Origin of the sequence: Bradyrhizobium daqingense (genome assembly GCF_021044685.1) — a bacterium.
Taxonomy (GTDB): Bacteria; Pseudomonadota; Alphaproteobacteria; order Rhizobiales; family Xanthobacteraceae; genus Bradyrhizobium; species Bradyrhizobium daqingense.
Window position 1 is genome coordinate 7,018,418 of record NZ_CP088014.1, and the last position, 26,021, is coordinate 7,044,438.

22 protein-coding genes are annotated in these 26,021 nt (G+C 65.1%); 10 read left to right on the forward strand and 12 right to left on the reverse strand.

All coding sequences use genetic code 11. The annotated features are described in order from the left end of the window. The first annotated feature begins 16 nt into the window (after positions 1-16). From LPJ38_RS33575 to LPJ38_RS33585, 3 genes are all read left to right on the forward strand, one after another. Positions 17-2,080, forward strand: a complete 2,064-nt coding sequence (locus LPJ38_RS33575) for a hypothetical protein (protein ID WP_145638867.1) — start codon at positions 17-19, stop codon at positions 2,078-2,080. A 141-nt stretch (positions 2,081-2,221) separates the two neighbouring features. Continuing rightward, on the forward strand, positions 2,222-2,638 hold the full coding sequence (locus LPJ38_RS33580) for a DUF2946 family protein (RefSeq protein ID WP_167520624.1): 417 nt from the start codon (positions 2,222-2,224) through the stop codon (positions 2,636-2,638). A 142-nt stretch (positions 2,639-2,780) separates the two neighbouring features. Next, a complete protein-coding gene (locus LPJ38_RS33585; protein ID WP_145638871.1) occupies positions 2,781-5,147 on the forward strand; it encodes a TonB-dependent receptor in 2,367 nt (788 codons plus the stop codon). A 137-nt stretch (positions 5,148-5,284) separates the two neighbouring features. On the opposite strand, the gene LPJ38_RS33590 is transcribed toward LPJ38_RS33585, so the two are convergent. Genes LPJ38_RS33590 through LPJ38_RS33610 form a run of 5 tightly spaced genes read right to left on the reverse strand, consistent with a single transcriptional unit; the run spans position 5,285 to position 8,981 of the window. Then, on the reverse strand, positions 5,285-5,764 hold the full coding sequence (locus LPJ38_RS33590; protein ID WP_145638873.1) for a GNAT family N-acetyltransferase: 480 nt from the start codon (positions 5,762-5,764) through the stop codon (positions 5,285-5,287). A 34-nt stretch (positions 5,765-5,798) separates the two neighbouring features. Continuing rightward, a complete protein-coding gene (locus tag LPJ38_RS33595) occupies positions 5,799-6,314 on the reverse strand; it encodes a GNAT family N-acetyltransferase (protein ID WP_145638876.1) in 516 nt (171 codons plus the stop codon). Positions 6,315-6,370: 56 nt separating this feature from the next. Next, positions 6,371-7,306: a glycosyltransferase family 2 protein gene (locus tag LPJ38_RS33600; RefSeq protein ID WP_145638878.1), complete on the reverse strand. Its 936-nt coding sequence runs from the start codon at positions 7,304-7,306 to the stop codon at positions 6,371-6,373. Continuing rightward, positions 7,303-8,442, reverse strand: a complete 1,140-nt coding sequence (locus LPJ38_RS33605) for a hypothetical protein (protein ID WP_145638880.1) — start codon at positions 8,440-8,442, stop codon at positions 7,303-7,305. Before LPJ38_RS33605 ends, LPJ38_RS33600 begins: the two co-directional genes overlap by 4 nt. Before the next feature lie 47 nt (positions 8,443-8,489). Further along, positions 8,490-8,981, reverse strand: coding sequence for an NUDIX domain-containing protein (locus tag LPJ38_RS33610; RefSeq protein ID WP_145638883.1), 492 nt, complete (start codon positions 8,979-8,981; stop codon positions 8,490-8,492). 154 nt (positions 8,982-9,135) lie between these two features. Here LPJ38_RS33610 and LPJ38_RS33615 point away from each other — a divergent pair, with 154 nt between their 5' ends. Beyond that, positions 9,136-10,020: a metallophosphoesterase family protein gene (locus LPJ38_RS33615; RefSeq protein ID WP_145638885.1), complete on the forward strand. Its 885-nt coding sequence runs from the start codon at positions 9,136-9,138 to the stop codon at positions 10,018-10,020. Positions 10,021-10,121: 101 nt separating this feature from the next. Here the strand turns inward: LPJ38_RS33615 and LPJ38_RS33620 are convergent, their stop codons facing one another. The 3 genes from LPJ38_RS33620 to LPJ38_RS33630 all read right to left on the reverse strand — a co-directional run bounded on the left by LPJ38_RS33620 (position 10,122) and on the right by LPJ38_RS33630 (position 12,784). Next, entirely contained in the window at positions 10,122-10,676 is a 555-nt protein-coding gene (locus tag LPJ38_RS33620; protein ID WP_167520625.1) for a hypothetical protein, read from the reverse strand. 195 nt (positions 10,677-10,871) lie between these two features. Continuing rightward, complete coding sequence (locus LPJ38_RS33625; RefSeq protein ID WP_008560963.1) at positions 10,872-11,081, reverse strand: DUF4170 domain-containing protein; 210 nt, start codon at positions 11,079-11,081, stop codon at positions 10,872-10,874. A gap of 71 nt (positions 11,082-11,152) precedes the next feature. Beyond that, positions 11,153-12,784: an isocitrate lyase gene (locus LPJ38_RS33630; RefSeq protein WP_145638888.1), complete on the reverse strand. Its 1,632-nt coding sequence runs from the start codon at positions 12,782-12,784 to the stop codon at positions 11,153-11,155. A gap of 219 nt (positions 12,785-13,003) precedes the next feature. Here LPJ38_RS33630 and LPJ38_RS33635 point away from each other — a divergent pair, with 219 nt between their 5' ends. Beyond that, on the forward strand, positions 13,004-14,449 hold the full coding sequence (locus LPJ38_RS33635) for a helix-turn-helix domain-containing protein (protein WP_145638890.1): 1,446 nt from the start codon (positions 13,004-13,006) through the stop codon (positions 14,447-14,449). 196 nt (positions 14,450-14,645) lie between these two features. On the opposite strand, the gene LPJ38_RS33640 is transcribed toward LPJ38_RS33635, so the two are convergent. After that, entirely contained in the window at positions 14,646-14,939 is a 294-nt protein-coding gene (locus LPJ38_RS33640; RefSeq protein ID WP_014497428.1) for an antibiotic biosynthesis monooxygenase, read from the reverse strand. A 229-nt stretch (positions 14,940-15,168) separates the two neighbouring features. On the opposite strand from LPJ38_RS33640, the gene LPJ38_RS33645 reads away from it, so the two are divergent. Next, on the forward strand, positions 15,169-15,975 hold the full coding sequence (locus LPJ38_RS33645) for a zinc-dependent peptidase (RefSeq protein ID WP_167520626.1): 807 nt from the start codon (positions 15,169-15,171) through the stop codon (positions 15,973-15,975). 172 nt (positions 15,976-16,147) lie between these two features. After that, positions 16,148-16,498, forward strand: a complete 351-nt coding sequence (locus LPJ38_RS33650; RefSeq protein WP_145638894.1) for a hypothetical protein — start codon at positions 16,148-16,150, stop codon at positions 16,496-16,498. A gap of 124 nt (positions 16,499-16,622) precedes the next feature. Here LPJ38_RS33650 and LPJ38_RS33655 read toward each other — a convergent pair whose 3' ends face one another. Next, entirely contained in the window at positions 16,623-17,264 is a 642-nt protein-coding gene (locus LPJ38_RS33655; protein ID WP_145638897.1) for a tetratricopeptide repeat protein, read from the reverse strand. A gap of 137 nt (positions 17,265-17,401) precedes the next feature. Further along, positions 17,402-18,352, reverse strand: a complete 951-nt coding sequence (htpX, locus tag LPJ38_RS33660) for a zinc metalloprotease HtpX (RefSeq protein WP_145638898.1) — start codon at positions 18,350-18,352, stop codon at positions 17,402-17,404. Between the two features lie 284 nt (positions 18,353-18,636). Here htpX and LPJ38_RS33665 point away from each other — a divergent pair, with 284 nt between their 5' ends. Both LPJ38_RS33665 and LPJ38_RS33670 read left to right on the forward strand, forming a co-directional pair. Continuing rightward, positions 18,637-19,980, forward strand: coding sequence for an HlyD family secretion protein (locus LPJ38_RS33665; RefSeq protein WP_145638900.1), 1,344 nt, complete (start codon positions 18,637-18,639; stop codon positions 19,978-19,980). Next, positions 19,977-21,917, forward strand: a complete 1,941-nt coding sequence (locus LPJ38_RS33670) for a glycosyltransferase (RefSeq protein WP_145638902.1) — start codon at positions 19,977-19,979, stop codon at positions 21,915-21,917. Before LPJ38_RS33665 ends, LPJ38_RS33670 begins: the two co-directional genes overlap by 4 nt. Positions 21,918-21,956: 39 nt before the next feature. Here the strand turns inward: LPJ38_RS33670 and LPJ38_RS33675 are convergent, their stop codons facing one another. Beyond that, complete coding sequence (locus LPJ38_RS33675; protein WP_231088483.1) at positions 21,957-24,284, reverse strand: AI-2E family transporter; 2,328 nt, start codon at positions 24,282-24,284, stop codon at positions 21,957-21,959. A 287-nt stretch (positions 24,285-24,571) separates the two neighbouring features. Here LPJ38_RS33675 and LPJ38_RS33680 point away from each other — a divergent pair, with 287 nt between their 5' ends. Then, positions 24,572-25,876 (forward strand): lytic murein transglycosylase, encoded by a 1,305-nt coding sequence (locus LPJ38_RS33680; protein WP_145638906.1) that lies wholly within the window; start codon positions 24,572-24,574, stop codon positions 25,874-25,876. Positions 25,877-26,021 lie beyond the last annotated feature (145 nt).

Genomic DNA, 26,021 nt, shown 5'->3' on the forward strand with positions numbered 1-26,021 from the left:
CCGAGAGAGTGACGACATGAACTACGGTATCGCGTTCACCCCGCTCGTTCCCACCATCGTGCTGTGGCTCGCGCTCGCCGCGATCGTCGTCGTTGCGCTCGTGCTGCTGGTTGCGCGGGCGCGCGGTGCCGCCGTCCGTGTCGCGGCGCTGGCGCTGTTCCTGCTGGCCCTCGCCAATCCGTCCTTCACCCGCGAGGACCGCGATCCCCTCACTTCCGTCGCCGCCGTCATCGTCGACAAGAGCCCGAGCCAGAATTTCGGCAACCGCAACCGCGAGGCCGCGCAGGCGCAGGAAGCGCTGGTCGACAGCCTGAAGAAGATCAAGGGCCTCGAGGTCCGCGTCGTCGACGCTGGCCAGGCCGATGGCGAGACCGACGGCACGAAGCTGTTCGGCGCCCTCGCCTCGGCCTTGTCGGACGTGCCGGTCGACCGCGTCGCCGGCGCGTTCCTGATCACCGACGGCCGCGTCCACGACATTCCGGCAAACGCCGCCGCGCTCGGCTTCCAGGCGCCGGTGCACGCGCTGGTCACCGGACAGAAGGACGAGCGCGACCGCCGCATCGCGATCACGGCAGCGCCGCGCTTCGGCATCGTCGGGCAGACCCAGACCATCAGCTACCGGCTCGACGATCAGGGCGTCTCCGGCGAGCGTGCCAAGGTCACGGTCCGTCGCGACGGCGAGGTCATCAACGAGCGCACGCTCTCCAGCGGCCAGGCCGCCAGCGTCGACGTCGACATCAAACATGCCGGGCCGAACATCGTCGAGATCGAAGCCTCGCCGCTCGAACGCGAATTGACGCCGGTGAACAACCGCGCCGTGGTCGCCATCGACGGCGTGCGCGACAAGCTTCGCGTGCTGCTGGTCTCGGGCGAGCCGCATTCGGGCGAACGGACCTGGCGCAACCTGCTCAAGTCCGACGCCAGCGTCGATCTCGTGCATTTCACCATCCTGCGGCCGCCGGAGAAGCAGGACGGCACGCCGATCAACGAATTATCGCTGATCGCGTTTCCGACCCGCGAGCTGTTCCAGCAGAAGATCAACGAATTCCAGCTGATCATCTTCGACCGCTACGCCCGCCAGGGTGTGCTGCCGATCGCCTATTTCGACAACATCGCGCGCTATGTCCGCGGCGGCGGCGCGGTGCTGGTCTCGGCCGGTCCAGACTACGCCTCCAACACCAGCATCTGGCGCACGCCGCTGGATTCGGTGCTGCCGGCCGAACCCGTCGGTGTGACGGAGAAGCCGTTCTATGCGCATCTGTCCGACATCGGCAAACGTCATCCGGTCACGCGCGGGCTGGAGGGTTCGGGCAGCGAGCCGCCGCGCTGGAGCCGGTTCTTCCGCACCGTCGACACCCGCAATGCCGTCAATCCGCCGGTCATGACCGGCGTCGACGGCAAGCCGCTGCTGTTCCTGTCACGCTTCGGCGAGGGCCGCGTCGCGCTCTTGCTGTCCGACCACATCTGGCTGTGGGCACGCGGCTATGAAGGCGGCGGCCCGCATCTCGATCTGCTCAGGCGGACGTCGCACTGGCTGATGAAGCAGCCGGATCTCGACGAAGAGGCGCTCCGGCTCCAGGTGCAGGGCAAGAACCTCGTCGTGGTGCGCCAGACCATGTCGGACAGCGTCCAGCCCGTGAGCGTCACATCGCCGTCGGGCGTGTCGCACGACCTCACGCTCAGCCCCGGCGATCCCGGCGAATGGCGCGCCAGCCTGCCGGCGAGCGAACTCGGCCTGTGGCAGGCGACCGACGGCACGCTGAAGGCGCTGATCAATGTCGGCCCGACCAATCCGAAGGAGTTTTCTGAAGTCACCTCCACTACCGAGACGTTGAAGCCGCTGACACAGGCGACCGGCGGCGACGCCGTTCGCGTGGCCAGCGGCTCGAATGTCGAGCTGCCGCGCATCCTGCCGGTGCGCTCGGTGGGCATGTTCCATGGCGACGGCTGGATGGGCGTGCGGATGCGCGATGCCAGCGTGGTGAAAGGCGTCGGCGTGCTGCCAATCTTCGCCGGCGTGATCGGGCTGTTGCTGCTGCTGGGTGCCTTCGCCGCGACCTGGGCCCGCGAAGGGCGCTAGTTGCCGGAACGACACATCGGGTCGGCGGCTTGCGCGCGCCGATCCGCCTGGCGTTGACATCGGTGAACCGATCAGGCGATGTTACACTATAACATCGAGAGGCCCGGGGATTGGCGTTCGGTGTTGGGGGTGGCTTTTCCGATGAAGTGGTTCCGGTCGAATATCAGGCACGGCGCCCGGCTCGCGTTCTTCGCGCTGCTGGTGCAGTTCGCGCTGACGTTCGGCCACAGCCATTGGTTCGCGCAGGCCGCCCTTGCGCAATCCTCGGCCCAACAGACCGATAGTGGCGCCCAGGACAGCGCCAAGGGCGCGGCTGCGATCGACCGCGCCGCGGTCCAGAAGCAATCGCCGGCAGGCCATGACCGCGATCATCAGGGCGAGGACAATTGCGCCATCTGCGCCATCATTGCGATGGCGGGCACCGTCATGTCGGCAACGCCGCCCGTGCTGCTGCTGCCGCAGGCGATCGAGCTGCTCCATCGCACCACCGATGCCGAATTCATCCATCTGAAATCGGCCGGCACGGCATTCCAGCCCCGCGCCCCTCCCGCGTCCTGACTTCCAACGCTTGATCACGCCCAGCCTCGCCGTCTTCAGGCGATTGCCTGGGACAAGTTGAAGTCGAATTCCGTCGCGCCGCGACGGCAGGCCGCCTCCGATCAACAGACCCCATGCGGACGGCCTGGCTGGAATCAGGACCATGTCATTTCAATTGCGACGCGCGCAGCGTCTTGGCGGAGCAAGCCTGCTCCTGCTCGGTGCCGCCGCCACGCCGGCGTTCGCCCAAAGCGGCTCGTCGACCGAACTCCCGGCCGTCACGGTAACGGCGCCGAGCCCCATCGTGCGCAGAGCGGTGGTGCCGACGCGCAGTCCGGTCCGCCCCACCCGGACCGCACGCGTTCGCAGCCAGCAGCCCCCCGCGGAAGCAACGCCGGCAGCAGCCCCCGCCGCCGCGCCCCAGCAGGGCGTGCTGCCTGTTGTCACCGACCAGTTCGCGACGGTCACGGTGGTGCCGAACGAGGAGATCCGCCGCCAGGGTGGCGGCACTCTCGGCGATCTCCTGTTCTCGAAGCCCGGCATCACCGGCTCTGAATTCGCACCCGGCGCATCCAGCCGCCCGATCATTCGCGGCCTCGACACCAACCGTGTCGGCATTGTCGAGAACGGAACGGGCAGCAACGGCGCGTCCGATCTCGGCGAGGATCACTTCGTGCCGATTGATCCGCTGGCAACCAACCAGGTCGAGGTCATCCGCGGACCGGCGACGCTGCGCTACGGCTCCACCGCGATCGGCGGCGTGGTGAGCGCAACCAACAATCGAATTCCGGATGCCTTGCCGTCCTGCACGGCGCCCTTTTCGACTTACGGGCTCCCGACCAAGGCGCCGCTGGCAAACGTCGGATCGCCGGGCTGCATCACCGCGGAGACGCGGACGGCAGTGACTTCGGTCGATCGCGGGGCCGAAGGTGCCGTGTTGCTCGACGCCGGCGGCGGTAACTTTGCCGTCCACGCCGATGCCTTTGGCCGCAAGGGCGGCGACTACAGCATCCCAAGCTACCCGTTTTTGACCGACCCGACGCTGCCCTTCAACGGGCGACAGCCGAATTCGGCATCGCAGGCCTACGGCGGATCCGTCGGTGGCTCCTACATCTTCGATGGCGGCTACGTTGGTGCTGCGATCACGCAGCACAACGCGCTCTACCACATCCCCGGTATCGAGGGCAGCGAGTTCCTGACGCGGATCGATGGACGGCAAACCAAATTCACGACAAAAGGCGAATACCGGCCGGACGCTGCGGCGATCGATGCGATCCGATTCTGGGCCAGCGCCACCGACTATAAGCACGATGAGGTCGGGCTCGCCGACTCTGCCGACCTCGCCTCCCTCGGCGTGAGACAGACCTTCACCAACAAGGAACAGGAAGGCCGCGTCGAGGTGCAGCTCGCGCCGTTCGACGTCCGCTTTGCTGCGCTGACCACCGCTGTGGGCGTTCAGGCGTCGCACCAGAAGCTGACCGCGCCGAGTCCGGACGATCCGGGCAGCCCGATCAACGGACTGTTCGATCCGAACAAGAACACAAAGGTCGCCGGGTACATCTTCAACGAGTTCAAATTCAGCGAAGCTACCAAGGCTCAGATCGCCGGGCGCGTCGAGAACGCAAGGCTGAGCGGCACGGCGCCAGCCTTCGTCCCCGATGTGTTCGACCTCACCGCCGATCCGGCCGCGATCGGCCCTGCAACGGCGTTCAACCGCAACTTCACGCCGGTGAGCGGAAGCATCGGCCTGATCCACAACCTTCCTTGGGATCTGGTCGCGAGCATCACCGGCCAATATGTCGAACGTGCGCCGAAACCGGCGGAATTGTTTTCGCGCGGCGGCCACGACGCCACCACCACTTTCGACATAGGCAATCCCAATCTTGGCATCGAGACCGCCAAGTCGGTCGAGGCGGGCCTGCGACGAGCGATAGGGCCGCTTCGCTTCGAACTCACGGGCTACTACACCAAATTCAATGGTTTCATCTACCGGCGCCTGACCGGCAACACGTGTGAGGACGGCGTTTGCCAGCTTGGCCCGGGCCTCGAATTGAATCAGGCGGTCTATTCGCAGCGCGACGCAACGTTTCGTGGCGGGGAATTCCAGTTCCAGTACGACGTGATGCCGGTCTGGAACGGGATCTGGGGCATTGAAGGTCAATACGACATCGTGCGCGCGACCTTCGATGGCGGCACCAACGTGCCCCGCATTCCGCCTCAGCGGCTGGGCGGTGGTGTGTACTATCGCGACGCCAACTGGTTTGCGAGGATGAACCTGCTGCACGCATTCGCGCAAAACGACATCGCACCGATCGCGGAGACGCCGACGCCTGGCTACAACCTGCTGAGGGCCGAGGTCAGCTACAAGACCAAGCTCGATCAAAGCTGGTTCGGAGCGCGCGAGATGCATGTCGGGTTCGTCGGCAATAACCTGCTGAACGAGAACATCCGCAATGCGGTCTCCTTCAACAAGGACCAGGTCCTGTTGCCCGGCATCGGCGTCCGGGCATTCGCGAACTTCAAATTCTGATGCGGTTCAAGCCGGCCTCCGGCTTGCACCGTCATTGCGAGGAGCTCTTGCGACGAAGCAATCCAGACCGCCTCTGCGGAAAGATTCTGGATTGCTTCGCTGCGCTCGCAATGACGAAGGGATGAGGCCCCATCGGGCTACGAAGGCGCGAGCCGCTTTTCGAAGCGCCACTGGTCGACCGGGAAGGGTCCGTTCGACGTTTCCGACAGCATCACGAACGTGCCTGCCATTCGCCAGCCGCTTTTCTCGTAGAACCGCGCGGCGCGGTGATTGTCCACGGCGCATGCCAGCCAGGCCAGCTCCACTCCGCGCGCGGCGAGTCGGGCCTCTGCATCGGCGATCAGCGCCGCGGCCGCACCGAGCCCGCGCGCTTTTGACGAGACGAAGAGCTGGTACAATTCGTCTCCCCTGATGGCGCACAAGCCGAGCGGCGCGCCGGCCGGGCCGACGACGCGGACATCGGAAAGCATGGCTGACAGCCGATCGCGAAAGCTCCAGAGCGTGCGGAGGCGGACCAGCTCAGGCGGCGCAAGCGCCGCATGCGATTCATGCCAGACGTCATGCCACAATCGTGCGAGATGATCGATTTCAGCGATGTCAGCCGGCCGCACCTGCATCGTCGATACTCCGTATGAGAGCGTCGAAACCGGGCTATCCCCGCACCTTGCTCCAGTCGGGCCCCACCTGCCCCGACACGCCCTCGAAGGCGCCGTCGACGAGCTCGAACACGAGGATGCGGGCTGCGTCGACCGGCCCCGGCATGGTGACGCGGCCCTTGGCGACCTGTTTGAAACCGACGCGGCTGTAATAGGGTTCGTCACCGACCAGGAGCACGATGGCGTGGCCTTTCGCCTTGGCGTCCTTCAGCGCGCGTTCCATCAACAGCCGGCCGATGCCGCGGTCGCGGAACGGCGGCTCGACGGTGAGCGGTCCGAGCAGCAGTGCCGGCGTATCGCCGATCAGGATCGGCAATTGCCTGACGGAGCCGACCAGCAACGTGCCGATGCGTGCGGTAAAGGACAGGTCGAGCAAATGGTCGACGTGCTCGCGAATCCTGTAGGCGCTGAGCACGAAACGGCCGGGACCGAAGGTACGCTCATGCAGCCGCTCGACCGCCTGGGCATCGCCAGCGGCCTCGGGAAGGATGGTCAGTGAGAGATCGTTCATGTCATCCGGCGGAGTAGCATTTGCGCATGTGGAGGTCCATGGGCGCGGCCCTGAGTTCAGATCCTTTTCGGGGCCGGCTGGGCCAGGTAGGCCAGCATCTTCATCTCCCGCCGGCCCCGCGTCACGGTGTCGAGCACGAGCCCGGACGAGCCCGACAGCATCGCCATGATCATGAGACCCATCGACAGCACGGCGGTCGGCAGCCGCGGCACGAGGCCGGTCTCGATGAAGGTGATCGCGATCGGGATCGAGAGCACGATCGACACCACGGCCAGGACAATTCCAATGGCGCCGAAGAAACGCAGCGGCTTCTCCGCGCGATAGAGCTTGAGCATGGTGCCGAGGATGCGAAAGCCGTCACGCCAGGTGTTGAGCTTGGAGAACGAGCCCTCGGGACGCGCGTAATACGGCGTCTCGATCTCGGTGACGGGCAGCGACAATTCCAGCGCGTGGACCGCAAGCTCGGTCTCGATCTCGAAACCGTCCGACAGCACGGGGAAGGATTTGACGAAGCGGCGCGAGAACACGCGGTAGCCCGACAGGATGTCCTGGAAGTCACGGCCGAAGGTCCATGCCAGAAAGCCGGTCAACATGCGGTTGCCGGTGCGGTGGCCGAGACGGTAGGCGGCCTGCGACTGGTCGATGCGGAGCCCGACCACCATGTCGAGATGCTCGTCGAGCAGCTTGTCGATCATGCGTGTCGCGCTCGGCGCGTCGTAGGTGGCATCGCCGTCGACCAGGACATAGACGTCGGCATCGACGTCGGCGAACATGCGGCGCACGACGTGGCCCTTGCCCTGCCGCCGCTCGCTGCGCACGATGGCGCCGGCGTCGCGCGCAACCGTCACCGTGCGATCGCGCGAATTGTTGTCGTAGACATAGATCTCGGCCGAGGGCAGCACTTTGCGGAAACCAGCGACGACGGTCGCGACCGCCGCCTCTTCGTTATAGCAGGGCACCAGCACGGCGATCCGAAGCGGCGCGAAAGTCATCGCGGCAACGCCTCCAGGCCAGCCGGGACCACCGCCTCACGCGCCGTTTCCGCCTGCATCAGCCAGGCGAATGACACGGTCCATAGGGACAGCATCGTGATCGGCACGATGTAATAAGGCGTGAAGATCGGGTGGCTGAGGAAGAAGACGAGATTGACCGCGAGATTGCCGGCGACGACGAGGGCCACTTGCCGCGCTCTCTGCTTTCCGTCGAAGAACAGCCAGGCCGTCGAACCGATCGCCAGCACGATCAGCACGAACTGCATGTCGCGCAGATATTGGCCGAGCACGGCAAGGTCGAAGCCCGGCGGGATCGCGTCGACGCTGCCATAGGTGGTGGCAAACGGGCTGCCGGCATTGATGGCGTGGGCAACCAATGTCGGGATCATGCCGACGAGGACGCCGATGCCGAAGGCGAGACCCTGCACGAAGCTCGAAACCGTCCGCGACCATGTGAAGGCGCCGGCCAGGAACAGGCAATAGCCGGCGACGAGCAGCGCGTTCGGCAATCTGAAACTGACGGACGCGCCGAGCAGGAGGCCAATCAGTGCCAACAGCAGCACGCTGCGCTTGTCCCTGATCAGCCACAGCGCAGTCAAGAATCCCGCGAGGGCGCAAACCGCCATGGTCGGCGCAATCGAATAGCTCGCCTTTGCCGGATTGATCATAAGATAGATGGCGAGCGCACCGAACAGACCCGCGCCCACGGTCGACGTCAACGTCGGCGCCATGAAGATCCCAAACAGAGCGAGGCCGCATACGATCAGGCTTGCGGCAATGTAGAGCGGCGCCACCTGACGGCCTTCAGGGAACAGCGCCAGCAGGAATCCCGTGCCCGGCGGATATTGCAGGACGAGCTTGCCGCCCGGCATCGGATTGTGGCACGGCCAACGGCTCTGATCCTGCCACTCGTCGAAGGCGATCTCCTTCAACTTCCCTTCGAAATAGCCATCGTCGTCCAGCGCGGTATTGGTGTTGAACCCGCCGATGCCGAGGCGCTGGAACAGGTGCGCCTGCCGGAGATAGCAGATGTCGTCATAGACCCCGCGCGCCTCGCTCCAGCGCGACATCGTGACGATGTTGCTGGCGAGGATCGTAAGGCAGATCAGGCCGAACGCGAATTTGGCAATCTTCATCCGATGTCCGTGGCATCCTTCGAGCCGGTTACTAGCACAGGCCGCCCTCAGCGCCACGTCGCAATCGGAGGCCGGCCGCCCAGCACTTCCGCGATCCGCAGCCGCGTGCCGGGCGTGGTGCCCTCCGGCAGCGCGGTGGTCGCGAAGAACCCGCATTCGACGATCTCGCGGTTAGGTGCTGGAAGGCGGTCCTGGCTGAACTGCCTGACCACGTAGACCGCGACGTGGTCGCGGCGGGAGACGTGGCTGTTGAGGTAGATGCCATGCAGCATGGCGTCTCCGGTCAAATCGATGTCGCCCTCCTCCTTGAGTTCGCGCCGCAGCGCCTGTTCCATGGTCTCGCCGAAGTCGACCCCGCCGCCCGGCAGGTACCAGCCGGAGACGTAGCTGTGCTTGACCAGGAACACCCGGTTCTCCGCATCCAGCACGACGGCGCGGACGCCGAGTGTCATGCCGCGGACGAGCAGGAAATAGGTGTGGAAGATCCGCCGCAGCAGCGGCTCGGCTTTCCGTCGGACACGGTCCAATCGTTCTCCCATCAGGCTTGACACCCCGTTGCAGGCTCGACTTGCTCAGACTTGACTTGCTCGCTTGCTCAGACTTGGCTCGCGCAGGCTTGGATTTCAGGCTTGGGTTGCGTCTTCCCTGCGACCTTGCCATTACAGCGAAGCAATAGCGAGGCAATCGCGCGCCATGGCCCCCTTCACGCTCGCCCATCTGTCCGATCCGCATCTGCCACCCTTGCCGAAGCCGCGGCTGACCGAGCTCGCCGGCAAGCGCGCGCTCGGCTACGTCAACTGGACGCGCAACCGGTACAAATACCAGCGCCGCGAGGTGCTCGATGCGCTGGTTGCCGACATGAAGGCCCAGGCGCCCGACCACATCGCGGTGACGGGCGATCTCGTCAACTTGGCACTGGATGCCGAGTTCGCGCCGGCCTTGGCCTGGCTCGAAAGCGTCGGCCCGCCCGACCGCGTCACTGCGATCCCTGGCAATCACGACGCCTATGTCAGCGCGACGCGTCATCGCTTCGGCGAGACGTTCCTACACTACATCGCCGCGGACACGCCTGATGCCGCGGCCTTCCCCGCCGTGCGCCGGCGCGGGCCGCTCGCGCTGATCAGCCTGTCCACGGCGGTGCCGACGCTGCCGCTGATGGCGACGGGGACGCTCGGGCCCGATCAGCTCGCATCTCTCGAAGCGGTCCTCGAGCGCCTCGCGGCGGAGGACGTCTTCCGGGTGCTGCTGGTGCACCATCCGCTGAAATCCCTGGCGCGCCAAAAGCGGATGACGGATGCGGCCGCCCTGCTCACGCTCCTGAAGCGCCACGGCGTCGAGCTCATCCTGCATGGGCACGACCACATCCATTCGACGATGTGGTTCGAAGGGCCGAACGGCAACATTCCCGCGCTCGGCGTCCCCTCGGCCTCCGCGCTCGCGCACGGACGCTATCCGGCGGCTGCGTACAATCTGCTGAGAGTCGAAAAGGACAATGCCGGCTGGCGCTGCGAGCAGACGGTGCGGAGCCTGGGGGCTGGATTTCAGGTCGGGCAGATCAAGCATGTGCGGTTGATCTGAGGTCACACCGTCATTCCGGGGCGATGCGTTAGCATCGAACCCGGAATCCCGAGATTCCGGGTTCATGCTTCGCATGCCCCGGAATGACAACCGAGAGAGCCTCACCAGCTTTGCAGGGTCGCCAGCACGGCAACGCCGAACAGTGCGGCAGCGCCGAGCACGAAGCCGAACACGAACGGCCAGACGCGCGAGCGGCGCGGCGGCGGAGCGACGGCGGATTGCGGTTCGGGCGGGACCACCATCGCGTGCTCGCGCTCGATCATGCGGCGGGCGACATAGTCGGTGACGGCTTCGACGATGACGGCGGTGTCGTGCGACTCGGCGAGCACGATGCGGCCGAAGCGGGTGTCCTGGACGAAGCGGTACATCCGCTTGTCACGCCCCATCATGATATGGGCGACGACGTCGATCCAGAGTCGCGGCGCATCACCCTGGCTGATGCCGCGGTCGAACAGGTCGATCTTATCAGGTACCTGCGCGAACAGGGGATCGAGCGCGTCGTTCAGGATCTCCAGCCGCGCCACCTCGGCATCGCGCAAATCCACGACCACGCCGGTCCGGTCCGCAGCCTCGATCCGGGCGCGCAACAACGCATCGCGCAGCCGCACCGGGCGCGGCTGGCTTGGATGGATCCCGCTGGTTTCCGGCTCTGACATTGTCGGCCTCGTCCTCAAACACCGCGGTTAACCTATCAGCAACCACAGCGCCAGCAAAGGGTCCACAATTCCAGATACTTACGGCGCCCACAGACGTTTCACCTGTACCAAAAACAGACGATCCCACCCAGGCAGGGCCTGGACGGGACCATCCGTCCTTGGACGTCTTCTTAAGTCAGTCGGCAGCCGAGGCCCTTAGGCCGAGACGCGCGAAGGCTCTTCCACGATGGAGAAGCGGACGCCGGCCTTGTGGCGGCTCTCTTCCGAGACCTCGCGCCAGCAGTCCTCGGCTTCCTTGCGGGTCTTGAACGGACCTTTGACCTGGGCCGAGCCTTCCACGAGCTTGTGGAAGTTCATCGAACCGAACTCGCCGCCGATCACCCAGAAATTGCTGCCTTTGGTCATTGTCAGTCTCCTGTTGAGGTGCGTGGCCGGCCTGGACTCCGACTTGGCGTCCAGACCGGTCCGATCCGCCGTTAGCCGAACTGGTTCATCGTGTTGTGGGCGCCGCCCGCCTTGAGGGCGGCTTCGCCCGCGAAGTACTCCTTGTGGTCGTCGCCAATGTCGGAGCCGGCCATGTTCTGGTGCTTCACGCAGGCGATACCCTGACGGATCTCGGCGCGCTGGACGTTCTTGACGTAACCCAGCATACCCTGCTCGCCGAAATATTCGCGGGCGAGATTGTCAGTGGAGAGCGCTGCCGTGTGATAGGTCGGCAACGTGATCAGGTGGTGGAAGATGCCGGCGCGCTTGGCTGAATCCGCCTGGAAGGTGCGGATGCGCTCGTCGGCTTCCTGCGCCAGCGGCGTCTCGTCGTACTCCGCCTTCATCAGGTCGGCACGGTTGTACTTGCTGACGTCCTTACCCGCTTCCTTCCAGGCGTCGTAGACCTGCCAACGGAAGTTGAGGGTCCAGTTGAACGACGGCGAATTGTTGTAGGCGAGCTTGGCGTTCGGCACGACCTTGCGGATGCGATCGACCATGCTGGCGATCTGCTCGATATGCGGCTTCTCGGTCTCGATCCAGAGCAGGTCGGCGCCGTTCTGGAGCGAGGTGATGCAATCGAGCACGCAGCGGTCTGCACCAGTGCCGGGGCGGAACTGGTAGAGGTTGGAGGGCAGCCGCTTCGGGCGCATCATCTTGCCGTTGCGGTTGATGATGACGTCGCCGTTGCGAGCGTTCTCCGCGGTGATTTCCTCGCAGTCGAGGAAGCTGTTGTACTGGTCGCCGATGTCGCCGGGCTTGTGGCTGACGGCGATCTGCTGCGTCAGGCCGGCGCCGAGCGAGTCGGTGCGGGTCACGACGATGCCGTCTTCGACGCCGAGCTCGAGGAAGGCGTGGCGGCAGGCGCGGATCTTCGCGAGGAAGACGTCATGCGGCACGGTGACCTTGCCGTCCTGGTGGCCGCACTGCTTCTCGTCCGAGACCTGGTTCTCGATCTGGAGCGCGCAGGCGCCCGCCTCGATCATCTTCTTGGCGAGCAGATAGGTCGCCTCGGCATTGCCGAAGCCGGCGTCGATGTCGGCGATGACGGGCACGACATGGGTCTGGAAGTTGTCGATCTTCTCGATCAGCTCCTTCTCGCGGGTCTTGTCGCCTTCCTTGCGCGCCTTGTCGAGCAGACGGAAGATGTCGTTGAGCTCGCGCGAGTCGGCTTGCCGCAGGAAGGTGTAGAGCTCCTCGATCAGGGCCGGCACCGAGGTCTTCTCGTGCATCGACTGGTCGGGCAGCGGACCGAACTCGGAGCGCAGCGCCGCGATCATCCAGCCGGAGAGATAGAGATAGGTGCGGTCGGTCTTGCCGAAGTGCTTCTTGACCGAGATCAGCTTCTGCTGGGCGATGAAGCCGTGCCAGCAGCCCAGCGACTGGGTGTATTTGGTCGGGTCCTTGTCATAGGCCGCCATGTCGGAGCGCATCAGCGCCGCAGTGTAGCGGGCGACGTCGAGGCCGGTCTTGAAGCGGTTCTGCAGGCGCATGCGCGCGACGGCCTCGGCCGACACGCCGTTCCAGCTCGGCTGGGTCTCGAGGAGCGCCTGGGCCGCTTTGATCTCGTCCTGATACGAGGACGGACCCTGGAGGTTGCTGATGCCGCGAGGCTGGTAGTTCATGAGCCTTATCCTTTCGCTGGCGATGACCCAAGCCATCGACATTCTTGACAATGCATTGCGAAATGCGTGTCAGGAGCTAAACGCGAAAACGGAAAGTTCGTACAGGGACCTTGTTTCTTATTGGTGATGTCATGTAACATCAGAACATGTAATAGATGTTATTTTGTAAAATTTGTAAACAATAGGTCAGCATAGCTGTCCTTGATGGAGATGAAAGGCATGCCTGCCGAGTCCGGGAAGAAACTGTTCGTCGGCCCGCGCTTCCGGAGGATCCGGCAGCAATTGGGGCTGTCGCAGACCCAGATCGCCGAGGGGCTGTCGATCTCGCCGAGCTACGTCAACCTGATCGAGCGGAATCAGCGTCCGGTGACGGCGCAGATCCTGCTGCGGCTGGCTGAGACCTACGACCTCGATCTGCGCGACCTCGCCACCGCCGACGAAGACCGCTTCTTCGCCGAGCTGAACGAGATCTTCTCCGATCCCCTGTTCCGCCAGATCGACGTTCCCAAGCAGGAACTGCGCGATCTCGCCGAGCTCTGCCCCGGCGTCACCCATGCGCTGCAACGGCTCTATGCCGCCTATGCCGAGGCGCGCCAGGGCGAGACGCTGGCGGCGGCCCAGATGGCCGACCGCGATGTCGGCACGCGCTATGAGGCCAATCCGGTCGAGCGCGTGCGCGAGCTGATCGAGGCCAACCGCAACTATTTTCCGGAGCTGGAGCAGGCCGCGGAAAATCTGCGCGACGAACTGAACGTGCCCGCCGAGGGGCTCTATGCAGCGCTGGCCGCCCGCTTGCGCGAAAAGCATTCGATCCAGACCCGCATCATGCCCGTCGACGTGATGCGCGAGACGCTGCGGCGCTTCGACCGCCACCGCCGCCAGCTCCTGATCTCGGAGCTGGTCGACCCGCCCGGCCGCGCGTTCCAGCTCGCCTTCCAGCTCGGCCTCGGCGAATGCGCGCAAGCCCTGGAGACCATTATCGGCCGCGCCGGCCCGCTCGACGATACGCCACGCCGGCTGTTCCGCATCACGCTCGGGAATTATTTCGCAGCTGCCGTGATGATGCCTTATCCGGCCTTCCTCGCCGCAGCCGAAGCGCTGAACTACGACATTCACGTGCTGGCGCAGCGCTTCAACTCCGGCTTCGAGCAGGTCTGCCATCGCCTCACGACATTGCAGCGGCCGAACGCGCGCGGCATTCCGTTCTTCCTCTTGCGCGTCGACAATGCCGGCAACGTCTCCAAACGCTTCTCCTCCGGCACCTTCCCGTTCTCGAAATTCGGCGGCACCTGTCCGCTGTGGAACGTGCATTCGACCTTCGACACGCCGGACCGCCTGCTCAAGCAGGTGATCGAATTGCCGGACGGCACGCGCTATTTCTCGATCGCACAGATGGTACGCCGCCCCGTCGCTCCGCATCCCCTGCCGCAGCCGCGCTTCGCCATCGGCCTCGGCTGCGAGATCCGTCACGCCGCGCGCCTGACCTACGCGGCGGGTATCGACCTCGAGAAGACCGAGGGCACGCCGATCGGCGTCAACTGCCGGCTCTGCGAGCGCGAAAACTGCGCCCAGCGCGCCGAGCCGCCGATCACGCGCACGCTCATTCTGGACGAGACGACGCGGCGGGTGTCGAGCTTCGCCTTCTCGAATGCGCGGGAGTTGTGAGGAACGGGCACCGTAAAGCGCAGCATGTATTTGGCGAAAAGCGAACGCCATACCCACCGCTGTCATCGCCCGCGAAGGCGGGCGATCCAGTACTCCGCGGCCGCGGTGATTGAGCCGAGGCCCCGCGGAGTACTGGATGCCCCGCCTTCGCGGGGCATGACGGTAGGGGATGCGGCTTGATTGATCTGCCTAACGCCTATGCCAGGGTATGCACGATCACCGGCCCGGCCGCCGCGCTCGCATGCCCGGCGAGCAGCGGCCCGAGATCCTTCTCGATCCAGGCGATCGCGCGCCGGTTCGCCTCCTCCGCCTGCTCGAACTTGTCGAAGATCGAGATCGCCGTCACCGTGTCGTCGCCGGCATAGACGACGTAGTAGGCGCGGAAACCATCGACATCGCTGATGATCGGAACGGCGCCGTCCTTGATGCGGCGCGCCAGCTCTTCCGCGCTCCCGCTTTTCGCCTTGGCCTGACGGATGGCGGCATACATGGCATCCTCCTACCGGCTATCTGGACTTTCGGGCCCGGTGCCCGTAGCGAATGTTACGCCGAAGCACGCCGCCGATCCACGCTTGGTTAACCCCGCACTAATTCGCCGCTGCGAACTGCAACCAGGGATTAAGCACGCCTCAACATCGGCGCCTTAGTCTCGCCCCACTCACGTTTCGCAAACGACGGTGGCCTATCCTACCGGGCGAGGTGAGATCAGGGGGTTCATCATGCGCATTGCGTTGCTGCTCACAGCGACCGTCGTTGGCGCGCTCTTCGCCAATCCATCCATTGCCGGGTCGCTCGATGCGTCCACCGAAGCCGCGCAGCCGCTGCCGGCGGGCTTCCAGAGCTATCGCGGCTACATGTTCGACCTGTCGGAGAATTCCGAGCGAAAGGATGTCGACAAGCTCACCAACAATCTGAAGGCCCAGATCGACGTCGTCGAGAGCGTCGGCCTGTCGCCGCGCGTGCTGCGCTTCTTCCGCACCGTTCCGATCGTGGCGAGCGAGCTCGCCTGCCTCGACGAAGGCGCCGCGACTGCATGCTACGGCCGCGTCACGCCCGACATCCAGCGCAGCGCGCCCCGGACGCTGACGGTCTGGGACCCGAACAAGCAGCGCTGGACCAATCCCAATGCCATCGACCTCGCGGTCGATTCGGGCCTCGGCGTAATCATGCTGCGGCCGGACATGATGCGCTACGAGAAGGAGGCGGTGCTGCTGCACGAGCTCCTGCACGCCTATCACGCACGGCTGTTGCCGGACGGCTACGCCAACAAGGGCGTGATCGGCTATTTCGCCCTGGCCAAGTCCAAGGAGCTGCTGCCCAAGGACTCCTATGCGATGAAGAATCCCATGGAGTTCTTTGCCGTGACCGCGAGCATCTTCCTGGCCGGGAAAAGCGAATTCCACGACCCGAAGTCGCGCGAGGCGCTGAAGGAGAAGATGCCGGACTATTACAAATACCTGGTCGGCGTCTTCGGCTTCGACCCCGACCCGGCGCCGACGAGCGGGCCCGTCGCCTCGCTGAAGTGAGGCGGGCGCCGCATCTTCTGCGCCTAACCAGATCAAAGCCGCGCAGCATGCGCGGCTTTTTGTTCGGCGAGTCGGAAGCTGCGGATGACGCGCAGGCGGCAATTGCCAAGGGGGGGCCCGATCTGCATAGTCCCGCCCGCATCGATACCGTTTTCGAAGGGGATAGAACAACATGGCGGACGCCGACCTGGATGTCGTGATCCGGCAACTGGCCAGACAGCTGCATACGGGCCTCATGACCCGCGCCAAGGAGCGGCGGGACCGCTTCAACGGCCTTGCGGCCAAGGCCAAGGGCAAGGAAGCCAGCGACCGCTTCAAGATGATGGCCAAGGCCACGCTGGAGCAGGCCACCGCGGCCGCCAAGCGCCTGCAAATGTCCGCCGACAACGTCGCCGACAGCTACGCCCGCGCCATGCGTCTTGCCGCCAGCACGCCGGTTGCGACCAAGCCGAAGAAGAAGGCAAAGGACGAGAAGCCGGCGAAGAAGGCCGCCAAGGCGAAAAAGGTAAAAGCCAAGAAGTAAGTCTCGTAAGGTGGGCAAAGCGCAGCGCGCCCACCACTTCTGTTGCAGCGTTGGATGCATGGTGGGCACGGCGCAAGCGCGCCTTTGCCCAGCCTGCGATTCTGGACTCGCGGAGAGAACCCTCTCACCTTCTCGGCGCGGCGAGCCGGGTCGGCTCGCCGCTGGCGAGCTCGGCGAGTTTTGCGCGGGCGGTCTCATGCGCGCGGCTGTCCTTCGCCAGAGGCAGCGTCAGCGCGGCTTCGAAATCGGCGCGGGCGTCGTCGGTCTGGCCGCGGGCCAGGAATGCAAGGCCGCGGTCGAGGCGGGCCTGCGCATCCGCGGGGTCGAGGCGGACCGCCGTGTTGTAGCTCAGAATGGCGCGGTCGAGATCGCCCATGGCGGCGAGCGCGAGCCCGCGCTGGTGATAGGCCGTGGCGCGCTTGGGATCATGCGCGATCGCCTCGTCGTAATCCGCAACCGCAAGCTCCAATTCGCCGTTCTGCCGGCGCGCCAGCGCCCGGTCGCGATAGAGCGAGCCGCGGTTCGGATTGAGATGGATGGCCTCGTCGAAATCGGCGATCGCACGTTTGAAGTCACCGCGGCGCAGGGCGATCCGCGCGCGCCCCTCATAGGCGAAGGCGATCAGCGAACCGCGCAGTGGCGAGAAGCCGATCACGGCCGAGCAGATGTCGGGATCGTCCTCGTCGCCGCAATTGACGACCATGTGCGTGGACAGCCCGATGAGCACGCACAGGACGATCAGCAATGGCACGACGGCTCTGGTCATCTTCGACGATGGCCGGCAGCGAGCCGGCCACCCATCCCCTTTCGAAGAAATGGTCTCGCCGAAGTGTTAACACCGGCTCCGACGATCCAGTGTGCTCCAGATCACAAAGCCGGGCGCTTATTCCCGCCGGTTCCGCATCAGCCCCAAGGACCGCGTGAAGGTCCACGCGACGACGAGCGTCCCCACGGGCTCCGCGGCGGATAGTTCTCGTTGGCGCCGACCGAGGGCGCGGCCCGCCCGCCGAGCTCGGCCGCGAGCTGCTGGAGCGCGGCGATACGGTTCTGGGTGGAGGGATGGGTCGCGAACAGATTGTCCACGCCGTGGCCCGACAGCGGATTGATGATGAACATGTGCGCGGTCGCGGGATTCCGCTCGGCCTCGTAGTTCGGCACCTGATGCGCGGCGCCCTCGATCTTCACCAGCGCCGAGGCCAGCCACATCGGCTGTCCCGCGATACGCGCGCCGAGATTGTCGGCGGCATATTCGCGGGTACGGCTGATCGCCATCTGCACCAGCATGGCGCCGAGCGGGGCGAGAATCATCATCAGGATCGAGCCGACGATGCCAAGACCATTGTTGTTCTCGCGATTGCCACCGCCGAAGAACATGCCGAACTGGGCGAGCATCGAGATGGCGCCGGCGATGGTCGCGGTGATCGTCATCAGCAGCGTGTCGTGATTCTTGATGTGCGCGAGCTCGTGCGCGATCACGCCGGCGAGCTCCTCGCGGCTGAGCTGGTTCATCAGGCCGGTGGTGACGGCAACCGCGGCATTCTGCGGATTGCGGCCGGTCGCGAACGCGTTGGGCTGGATCTCGTCCATCACGAACACGCGCGGCATCGGCAGGGCTGCGCGGCCGGCAAGCTCGGCGACGAGGCCGACCAGCTCGGGCGCGCTGGCACGGTCGACCTGATGGGCGCCGTACATCGACAGCACCATGCGGTCGGAGTTCCAGTAGGTGAAGAGGTTGGTCGCGGCGGCAATGACGAGCGCGATCATGGCGCCCGAGGCACCGCCGATCAGATAGCCCACGCCCATGAACAGGGCAGTGAGACCTGCGAGCAGCATTGCGGTACGAAAATAGTTCATGGCCGTCTCCTGGGGCGGCCGCGGGCGAACCTCTGGCCGGCACATTCGAGGTATGAATGCGGCCGCCGGCTGCAAGGTTCGTGCGTCGTGGAGCCGCAGAGGCCAGCGGCCCAGTCAGCCTTTCCGCCGCCACTAAAGCTTGACCGAGATTTACACAAAAACACACGCGGAGGCTTAGCAACCTAGAAAGCGCAATCTCCGCATAACTCGCGGTAACCGGGCACGCTGCATTGGACTTGTGCATTGACCGGTTCCGTTGGCCTCCCGTCAGCAAGGTGACCGCCATGGTAGACCGCTCGAGCGCCGCTTCCGTCGCCCCCTCGTCCGCTCCCTCCCCTCACGACGCCAAAACTGATGCGAAGGGTTTGCAGGACTCCCTGCACGAGCACCTCTTCGCCAATGACGAGGCCGGCCATGCCAAGACGCAGAGCGAGCAAGAACCGGGGCGCCGCTGGCCGCATCTGCGGCGCGGCGCCAAGGTCGCGATCGGGCTCGCCATCGTCGCCGTGTTCGGCTGGCTGCCACTGCGCGCGATCTGGGAAAATTCGAGCGTCGAGGCCGTGCTGAATTCCCGCCTCGTCACCTTGCGCACGCCGATCGGTGGTCGCGTCGCGGCCGCCCAGCGCGTCACCGACCAGGCCAGGCTCGAGGCCGGCACCGTCGTTCTGCGCGTCTTCAACTCGCGCGGCGATCGCACCCGGCTCGACGATCTCCGGCGGCAGAAATCGCGCCTGGAGAACGAGCGGCCGAGCCTTGCGGCGAAGCTCGCTTCGGCCCAGGCCGCGCAAAAGGACCTGGCGCGGCAGGCCGCGCAATTCCGCGACGGACGCGTGCTGCAGCTCGAAGCCCGCATCGCCGAGATCCAGACCTCGATCGAAGCGGCGGCAGCGCGGCGGGACGAGGCCAGTGCCGCGGTCGAACGCGCCTCATCGCTAGCGAAATCCGGCAATGTCTCGACCGTGGAGTTGGCGCGGCTGACGCGCGAGCTCTCGGTCTCACAGCAGACGGAGCTCGGTGCGCGCAAGCGGCTCGACGCTGCCAAGGTCGAGCTGGCCGCGGCCCGGAACGGATCCTTCCTCGGCGACAGCTACAACGACCGGCCAAGCTCGGTGCAGCGCGAGGAGGAGATGCGCCAGCGCGCCGGCGACCTCGAGGCCGATCTCGCCCGCACCGACACGGAGATTGCCTGGCTCGCCAACGAGATTATCGTCGAGGAGGTCCGCTTCGCGGATCTCACCGAAGCCAACATTACGACACCCGTCGCAGGCCGCGTCTGGGAGATGATGACCTCGCCCGGCGAGGACGTGCAGGCCGGCCAGCCCCTGCTCAAGGTGCTCGATTGCAGCGGCGCCGTCATCACCGCCAACGTCACCGAGAGCGTCTACAATCGCCTGCAGCTCGGCGATCGCGCGACTTTCGAGCCGAACGACGGCGGCGAGCCGATCTCCGGCACCGTGGTCAACCTGACCGGCGCCGCAGGCGCGCCGGCCAATCTCGCCATCAACCCGGACGCGCTCAGCAAGGAGCCTTATCGCGTGACCGTGGCCTCGCGCGATGCCGCGGCGCGCGCCTGCACGGTCGGACGCACCGGCCGCGTCGTGTTTGCGCGGCACGAGACCGCACCGTGACGGCGGCGCTGGCGCCCGGCCTGATCGCGCTCGGCGCCTTCATGGCGATCGTGCCGCTGCTCAGGCGCGACAGCACGATGGCACGCTCGTTCCTGGCCATCGTGTCGGTGGCCTTGCTGCTGCGTTACCTCTATTGGCGGGTCAGCTCCACGCTTCCGCCGCCGCGCCTGACCGTCGATGCCGCGATCGGCTATCCCTTCATGCTGCTGGAAGCGGCCTCGCTCGTCGCGGTCGCGTTGTCGCTGCTGTTCCTGAGCCGCACGCGTGACCGAACCGGCGCCGCGAGGGTCGACCGCCGCGCCGCCGATCCGCGCGCACCCATGATCGACGTCTTCATCTGCACCTACAACGAGGAACGAGGGATCCTTGAGCGCACGATCATCGGCGCCACCGGCATAGACTACGGCCATTACCGCGTCTGGGTGCTCGACGACGGGCGGCGGCCCTGGCTGCGGCGGCTGTCCGGCGAGCTTGGCTGCCACTATCTGACGCGGCCCGACAACCACCACGCCAAGGCCGGCAACATCAATCACGCACTCAAGCACGTCGGGACGCTGCCGGAGCGGCCGCAATTCGTCGCCATCCTCGATGCGGACTTCGTGCCGCGGCCCGATTTCCTTGCGCGCACCGTCTCGCTCATGGACGATGCGTCGGTCGGCGTGGTGCAGACACCGCAGCACTTCATCAATCCCGACCCGATCCAAACCAACCTCGCCGCGACCGACGTCTGGCCCGACGAGCAGCGCTTCTTCTTCGACATCCTGATGCCGGCCAAGGACGCCTGGGGCGTCGCGTTCTGCTGCGGCACCTCCTCCCTCATCCGCTATTCCGGGCTGATGCAGATCGGCGGCTTTCCGACCGATTCGGTGACGGAAGACTATCTCGTCACGCTGCGCCTCAAGGAGCACGGCCTCAACACCATCTATCTCAACGAGCGCCTGACGATCGGGCTCGCGCCGGAAGGGCTGAAGGAATACATCACCCAGCGCGCCCGCTGGTGCCTCGGCTTGATGCAGATCGTGCGCGGCCGCAGCGGACCACTCTCGCGGGGCTCGAAGCTGTCCTTCGTCGACCGGCTTTCGCTGGTCGATGCTTTCATGAGCTGGTCGGCGGTCTACACCTCGAAAGTGGCGGGCCTCGTGGTGCCCTGGCTGTTCCTGCTGTTCGGCATCCAGGCGGTGCGGGCCGATCTCAGCGAGCTATTGCGCCTCTTTCTGCCGTTCTATGTCTGGAACGGCCTCAGCATGGCCTGGCTGTCGCGCGGCCGCTCGCTCGCGATGATGACGGATGTTTCCCAGCTGATCGCCGCGCCCGCCGTGCTCAAAGCGGTGGCGACCGGCCTGCTGAAACCGAAGGGACACAAGTTCAAGGTCACTGCGAAAGGTGGCGATCGCGACCGGCGATTTGTCGAATGGCCGCTGCTGCGGATCTATGGCTGTGCACTTTTCATCACGCTCGCGGCCATCGCCTATGCCTTCATCTTGCACCAGCGCGGCGAGAACATCGCCTATGGCGGACTGGCGCTGGCCTGGAGCTTCTACAACGCGTTCATCCTCACCGTGGTCTGCTTCGTCTGCATCGAGCAACCGCGCAAGCGCAAGGCGGAGCGCTTCAATCGCAACGAGCCGGTGCTGCTGCGCCAGGACGGCAGATCGCATCTCGCGCGGCTCGCCGACATCTCGATCACCGGTGCGCGGCTGATCGACCCTGATCCGCCGGCACTTGGGAGCACCGTCGAGTGCCAGATCTACGGCCGCTCGATCGCGGCCATCGTGGTGCGACGGACCACTGATGGATTCGCCGTGCGCTTCGAGGAGGCCATGGACACGCGCGTCCATGCGATCCGATCGTTCTATGCCGGCGAGTATGTCCGCGCCTATCGGGGCGTCAGGGCGCTCCCGGTCGGCAAGGCGCTACTGATGCGGCTGTTCGGCTAGTGCCACGCACTCTTGGCGGCAAGGTCGGTTTGCTCTCCGCTAGGGGGCGGGATGCACCTCTCTCGAGCTATCCGACTCGACGCCTGTGGTCGCTCGACCGCTCTGGATATCGACCATCAATTGGTTCGCCATCTCCTGCAGGCGGTCACGATCTTGGTCGGTGAACTCCCGCGGCTGAGTGTCGATGACACAAAGGCAGCCTACGACATGACCGGATGAAGTCCGTAGCGGGACTCCCGCATAGAAGCGAATGCCCCTCTCCAAGACATGCGGATCATCAGCGAAGCGCGGGTCCTCGGTGACATCCTCCGAGACCAGCATATCGTCTGCAGCGATCACATGCGCGTCGAGGGAGCCCTCGTGATTGCCCTGCAGACCCGCTTGAACGTCTTGGGCGCGGCTGTCAGCGGCGGCGGCCGGCTGGATATTGTCGACCAATGTCACCAGCGCGATCGGAACGTTGAACGCCTGCGCAACCTTTCTCGACGCCTCCTCCAGGTCCTGACGTTTCGAGGCGTCCAAGCCCAGGCCGCGCAACGCTGCGATCTGCGCACGTTCGGCGTCGGCCGTGAGCTGGGGCGTCTCGCCCAGAGCTGCGGCGCGACCGACCCATGCTTCGACCTGCTCGACACAGGCTTGGAGAGAGGCGAAAGCCGCGTCTGCTGCCATTTGAGTCTTGAGCTCTCCCGCCTGCTCCGTTCCCGCGATCAAATTCCAGCAGCAGGCAGCCAGCTTCACCTGGGGAGCCCGACGGCGCAGGCGGCGAAAGACATAGCGGGCATAGACCTGCGGCTGCGGGTGAAAGTAAGACAGGCACACCGCGTCGACGCCCTGCAGATCAAGTTGCTCCAATGCTCCCCGACTGACCACGATCGGCGGCAGGACCTTGGCACCGATGCCGTGCTCCTCGAGCACCTGCGCGAGCATCTCCGCCGCCGCATGATCGAGCTCCGTGCGTCCCGCGAGACAAAGGACGCATGGTCGCTGCGCCGAGTGACTGCCCTCTGTCACTGCAGACGCTTTCTCGCGGATATGGTCGTCAACCTCCCGCACAACCGAGATAGCGGTATCCGCAACCAGACGACGGTAGTTGGTATCGATGCTGTTGCGCTGACGATCATTCTCCGCCAAGCGCAGCGCTGGAATTCCGACGTTATCGTACAGCTCACGCGAGGAACACTCGTCGACATAGTTCTCGGCGAACTCAACCGCCTCTTCCAGGTTGCCGGCCAACAGACGCTGGTAGAGTTGCTCCTCCGGCGCAAGCACAGGGTCGCTGCCGAGAAGTATGCCCAAGAACTCCAACTGCGGGACGTAGCGCCCAATGACGACGAGGCAGACGGTCAAAGGTGTCGCCAGAAACAGCCCGACGGGTCCCCACAGCATCGTCCAGAAAATCGCAGCGATGATGATTGCAAGAGATGACAGCCCGGTGCTGGAGCCGTAAAGCCAAGGCTCGATGACATTGTTACTGACGAGTTCAGCGGTAACGAACAATCCGACGACCCAGAACAGCATCGTCCAGCCCGGATCGACGGCGATGGCCAGGGCAGCAGGAAATATCGCCGCGATAAAAGGACCGAGATAGGGAATGAAGCGAAGTACCGCTGCGAGGAGGCCCCAGAGAATCGCGTTGGGGACGCCAACAAAGTAGAGTGCAACACCGATCGGCACGCCGTAAGTCAGATTAACAACGAGCTGCATCAGCAGATAACGGCTGACCCGGGACGCAGCATCGTTGATGGCCTGAGTACTCTTCTGAAGGTCACCGGCTCCCGCCAATTTAATGAAGCGATCGCGCAGGTCTTCGCGCTCGAGCAGCACGAAGATCACGAAGATGACGACCAACCCGGAGGTAGCCAGCGGCGCCAGCAACGGCCCTATGACAGAGCGAATGAGCTCCAGCGGTCTCGGCTGTGGCGGCTCCATCCGTACGGTAACGGGCTCCCGACTCTCACCGCCGGCGCCAAGCCGGGACGGCGCGCTCCCCGGCTTCTTCTCGTCTCCCGATATCTCTCTGCCCAGATCCTGCATCGTCGTAGTGACGGCGTCGACGACCCCACCGCCGGGCGCCGAGCTTTGCAACGAGCGGATCTTGTCGGTGATGGTGGTCTGATAATTGGGAAGGTTGCTGGCGAGCTGGACCAGCTGGCGCCCAACGACCAAGGCGATCCCTGCAACGACGATAAAGGCAATGGAGACGGCGATCAGTACCGCAGCAATGCGGGGCACTTTCCAACGTCTCAGCCAATTGACCAAAGGCGTGAGAACGAAGCTCAGCAGGATCGCAAGAGCAAAAGGAACGAATATTTCACGGCCGAGATAGAGGGCTCCGATGGCCAGAACGATGCCGCCGGCCGTGAGCATGGGCGAGGACGTAGCTCGCACGGCCGGTGTTCGTTGCGACGACGCCGGAGCCAACTCGGCCATAGGGACGAGCCTTTCAGTGGCGGTTTCGACAGGTCAACCCCGATTCGGCGCGTTTGATCCAACCGAGCCAAGCGCTTGATTTTTGAATACATGCCCGATGCAGCAAGGCGGGCGACCTATCGTCTTCCAGACGGGATCAGCGGCGAGCGCAGGGATAGCCTGAGGCCATCACTTCACCTAGACTTCGGCTGAATCCACGCCCATCTCTCCCCGCCGGAACCCCCATGGTCCAGACCCGATTTTCGATCGCGGCCGTCGCGCTCCTCGCATGCACAGCTACCGCCTCCGCCCAAATCCTTCCGCCTCCCGCAAGGCCCGCAGTGCCGAAAGCCGCCGCGCCCTCGCCGCGCGCGGCATCCTGCCACAACGGCGCGAGCTTCGATCGCTTCCTGGCCGACCTGAAGCAGCAGGCGGTTGCAGCCGGCGTGTCGGAGCGTGCGCTCGCCGAGGCTGCGCCGTACCTCACCTACGACCAGAGCATCGTCAACCGCGACCGCGGCCAGCGCGTGTTCGGTCAGGTGTTCACGGAATTCTCGCGCAACCGGGCGTCGGAGGGCGCGGCCAGGAACGCTCAGGCGCACATCAAGATGCATGCGGCGGCGTTCGCGCGCGCCGAGAAGGAATATGGCGTGCCGCCTGCCGTGATCGCCGCCTTCTGGGGACTGGAGAGCAGCTTTGGCGCAGAGCTCGGCAAGCTGCATACGCTGCCGTCGTTGGTGTCGTTGGCCTATGACTGCCGCCGCTCCGAGATGTTTCAGAAGGAAACCATCGCGGCGCTCAAGATCATCGACCGCGGCGATCTCTCACCATCCGAGATGATCGGCTCCTGGGCGGGTGAGCTCGGGCAGACGCAGTTTTTGCCCACGCATTATTTCAACTATGCGGTGGACTATGACGGCGACGGCCACCGCAACCTGTTACGCAGCGCGCCCGACGTGATCGGCTCGACCGCGAACTACATCGCCACCGGACTGAAGTGGCGGCGTGGCGAGCCATGGCTGCAGGAAGTGCGCGCGCCCACGAACTTTCCGTGGGACCAGGCCGACCTGACGATCAAGCTGCCGCGCGCGAAATTCGCGCAACTCGGCGTCACCTATCCCGATGGCCGGCCGCTGCCGCACGACGACCTGCCCGCCTCGCTGCTGTTGCCAATGGGGCGCACCGGGCCAGCTTTCCTCGCCTACGCGAATTTCGCGGCTTACACCGAGTGGAACAACTCGCTGATCTATTCGACCACCGCAGCCTATCTCGCCAGCCGCATCGCCGGCGCCGCGCCGATGCGGCAGCCCGCCGTGCCGGTTGTGCAACTGCCGCTCAACGAACTGAAGGAGTTGCAGCAGCACCTTGTCCGCGCCGGCTTTAATGTCGGCAAGGTCGATGGCGTGATGGGCCAATTGAGCCGCACGGCAGTGAAGGCGATGCAGATCAAGTACGGCCTGCCGGCGGATTCCTGGCCGACCGCGGAGTTGCTCGCGCGCATGCGCGGCAGCGGCACGGCGCAGGCGCAGCCGGCGGGCGTGGTGCGCTAAATACGGTGGCCGTAGTTATGCCCGCGAAGGCGGGGCATTCAGTATTCCAAAGGCATCGAGATTCAAAACGACTGCCGCGGCGTACTGGATCGCCCGCCTTCGCGGGCGATGACAGTGAGGGTGTGGCACCTAGACAGCACGAGCC

Excerpts from the sequence above, each read along its gene's own strand:
- LPJ38_RS33665 (WP_145638900.1), top strand. The coding sequence starts at position 18,637 with ATGGTAGACCGCTCGAGCGCCGCTTCCGTCGCCCCCTCGTCCGCTCCC.
- LPJ38_RS33600 (WP_145638878.1), bottom strand. The coding sequence starts at position 7,306 with ATGACTTTCGCGCCGCTTCGGATCGCCGTGCTGGTGCCCTGCTATAAC.
- LPJ38_RS33655 (WP_145638897.1), bottom strand. The coding sequence starts at position 17,264 with ATGACCAGAGCCGTCGTGCCATTGCTGATCGTCCTGTGCGTGCTCATC.
- LPJ38_RS33625 (WP_008560963.1), bottom strand. The coding sequence starts at position 11,081 with ATGACCAAAGGCAGCAATTTCTGGGTGATCGGCGGCGAGTTCGGTTCG.
- LPJ38_RS33635 (WP_145638890.1), top strand. The coding sequence starts at position 13,004 with ATGCCTGCCGAGTCCGGGAAGAAACTGTTCGTCGGCCCGCGCTTCCGG.
- LPJ38_RS33645 (WP_167520626.1), top strand. The coding sequence starts at position 15,169 with ATGCGCATTGCGTTGCTGCTCACAGCGACCGTCGTTGGCGCGCTCTTC.
- LPJ38_RS33605 (WP_145638880.1), bottom strand. The coding sequence starts at position 8,442 with ATGAAGATTGCCAAATTCGCGTTCGGCCTGATCTGCCTTACGATCCTC.
- LPJ38_RS33590 (WP_145638873.1), bottom strand. The coding sequence starts at position 5,764 with ATGCAGGTGCGGCCGGCTGACATCGCTGAAATCGATCATCTCGCACGA.
- LPJ38_RS33575 (WP_145638867.1), top strand. The coding sequence starts at position 17 with ATGAACTACGGTATCGCGTTCACCCCGCTCGTTCCCACCATCGTGCTG.
- LPJ38_RS33615 (WP_145638885.1), top strand. The coding sequence starts at position 9,136 with ATGGCCCCCTTCACGCTCGCCCATCTGTCCGATCCGCATCTGCCACCC.
- LPJ38_RS33675 (WP_231088483.1), bottom strand. The coding sequence starts at position 24,284 with ATGCTCACGGCCGGCGGCATCGTTCTGGCCATCGGAGCCCTCTATCTC.
- LPJ38_RS33580 (WP_167520624.1), top strand. The coding sequence starts at position 2,222 with ATGAAGTGGTTCCGGTCGAATATCAGGCACGGCGCCCGGCTCGCGTTC.
- LPJ38_RS33620 (WP_167520625.1), bottom strand. The coding sequence starts at position 10,676 with ATGTCAGAGCCGGAAACCAGCGGGATCCATCCAAGCCAGCCGCGCCCG.
- LPJ38_RS33630 (WP_145638888.1), bottom strand. The coding sequence starts at position 12,784 with ATGAACTACCAGCCTCGCGGCATCAGCAACCTCCAGGGTCCGTCCTCG.
- LPJ38_RS33610 (WP_145638883.1), bottom strand. The coding sequence starts at position 8,981 with ATGGGAGAACGATTGGACCGTGTCCGACGGAAAGCCGAGCCGCTGCTG.
- LPJ38_RS33595 (WP_145638876.1), bottom strand. The coding sequence starts at position 6,314 with ATGAACGATCTCTCACTGACCATCCTTCCCGAGGCCGCTGGCGATGCC.
- htpX (WP_145638898.1), bottom strand. The coding sequence starts at position 18,352 with ATGAACTATTTTCGTACCGCAATGCTGCTCGCAGGTCTCACTGCCCTG.
- LPJ38_RS33640 (WP_014497428.1), bottom strand. The coding sequence starts at position 14,939 with ATGTATGCCGCCATCCGTCAGGCCAAGGCGAAAAGCGGGAGCGCGGAA.
- LPJ38_RS33680 (WP_145638906.1), top strand. The coding sequence starts at position 24,572 with ATGGTCCAGACCCGATTTTCGATCGCGGCCGTCGCGCTCCTCGCATGC.
- LPJ38_RS33650 (WP_145638894.1), top strand. The coding sequence starts at position 16,148 with ATGGCGGACGCCGACCTGGATGTCGTGATCCGGCAACTGGCCAGACAG.
- LPJ38_RS33585 (WP_145638871.1), top strand. The coding sequence starts at position 2,781 with ATGTCATTTCAATTGCGACGCGCGCAGCGTCTTGGCGGAGCAAGCCTG.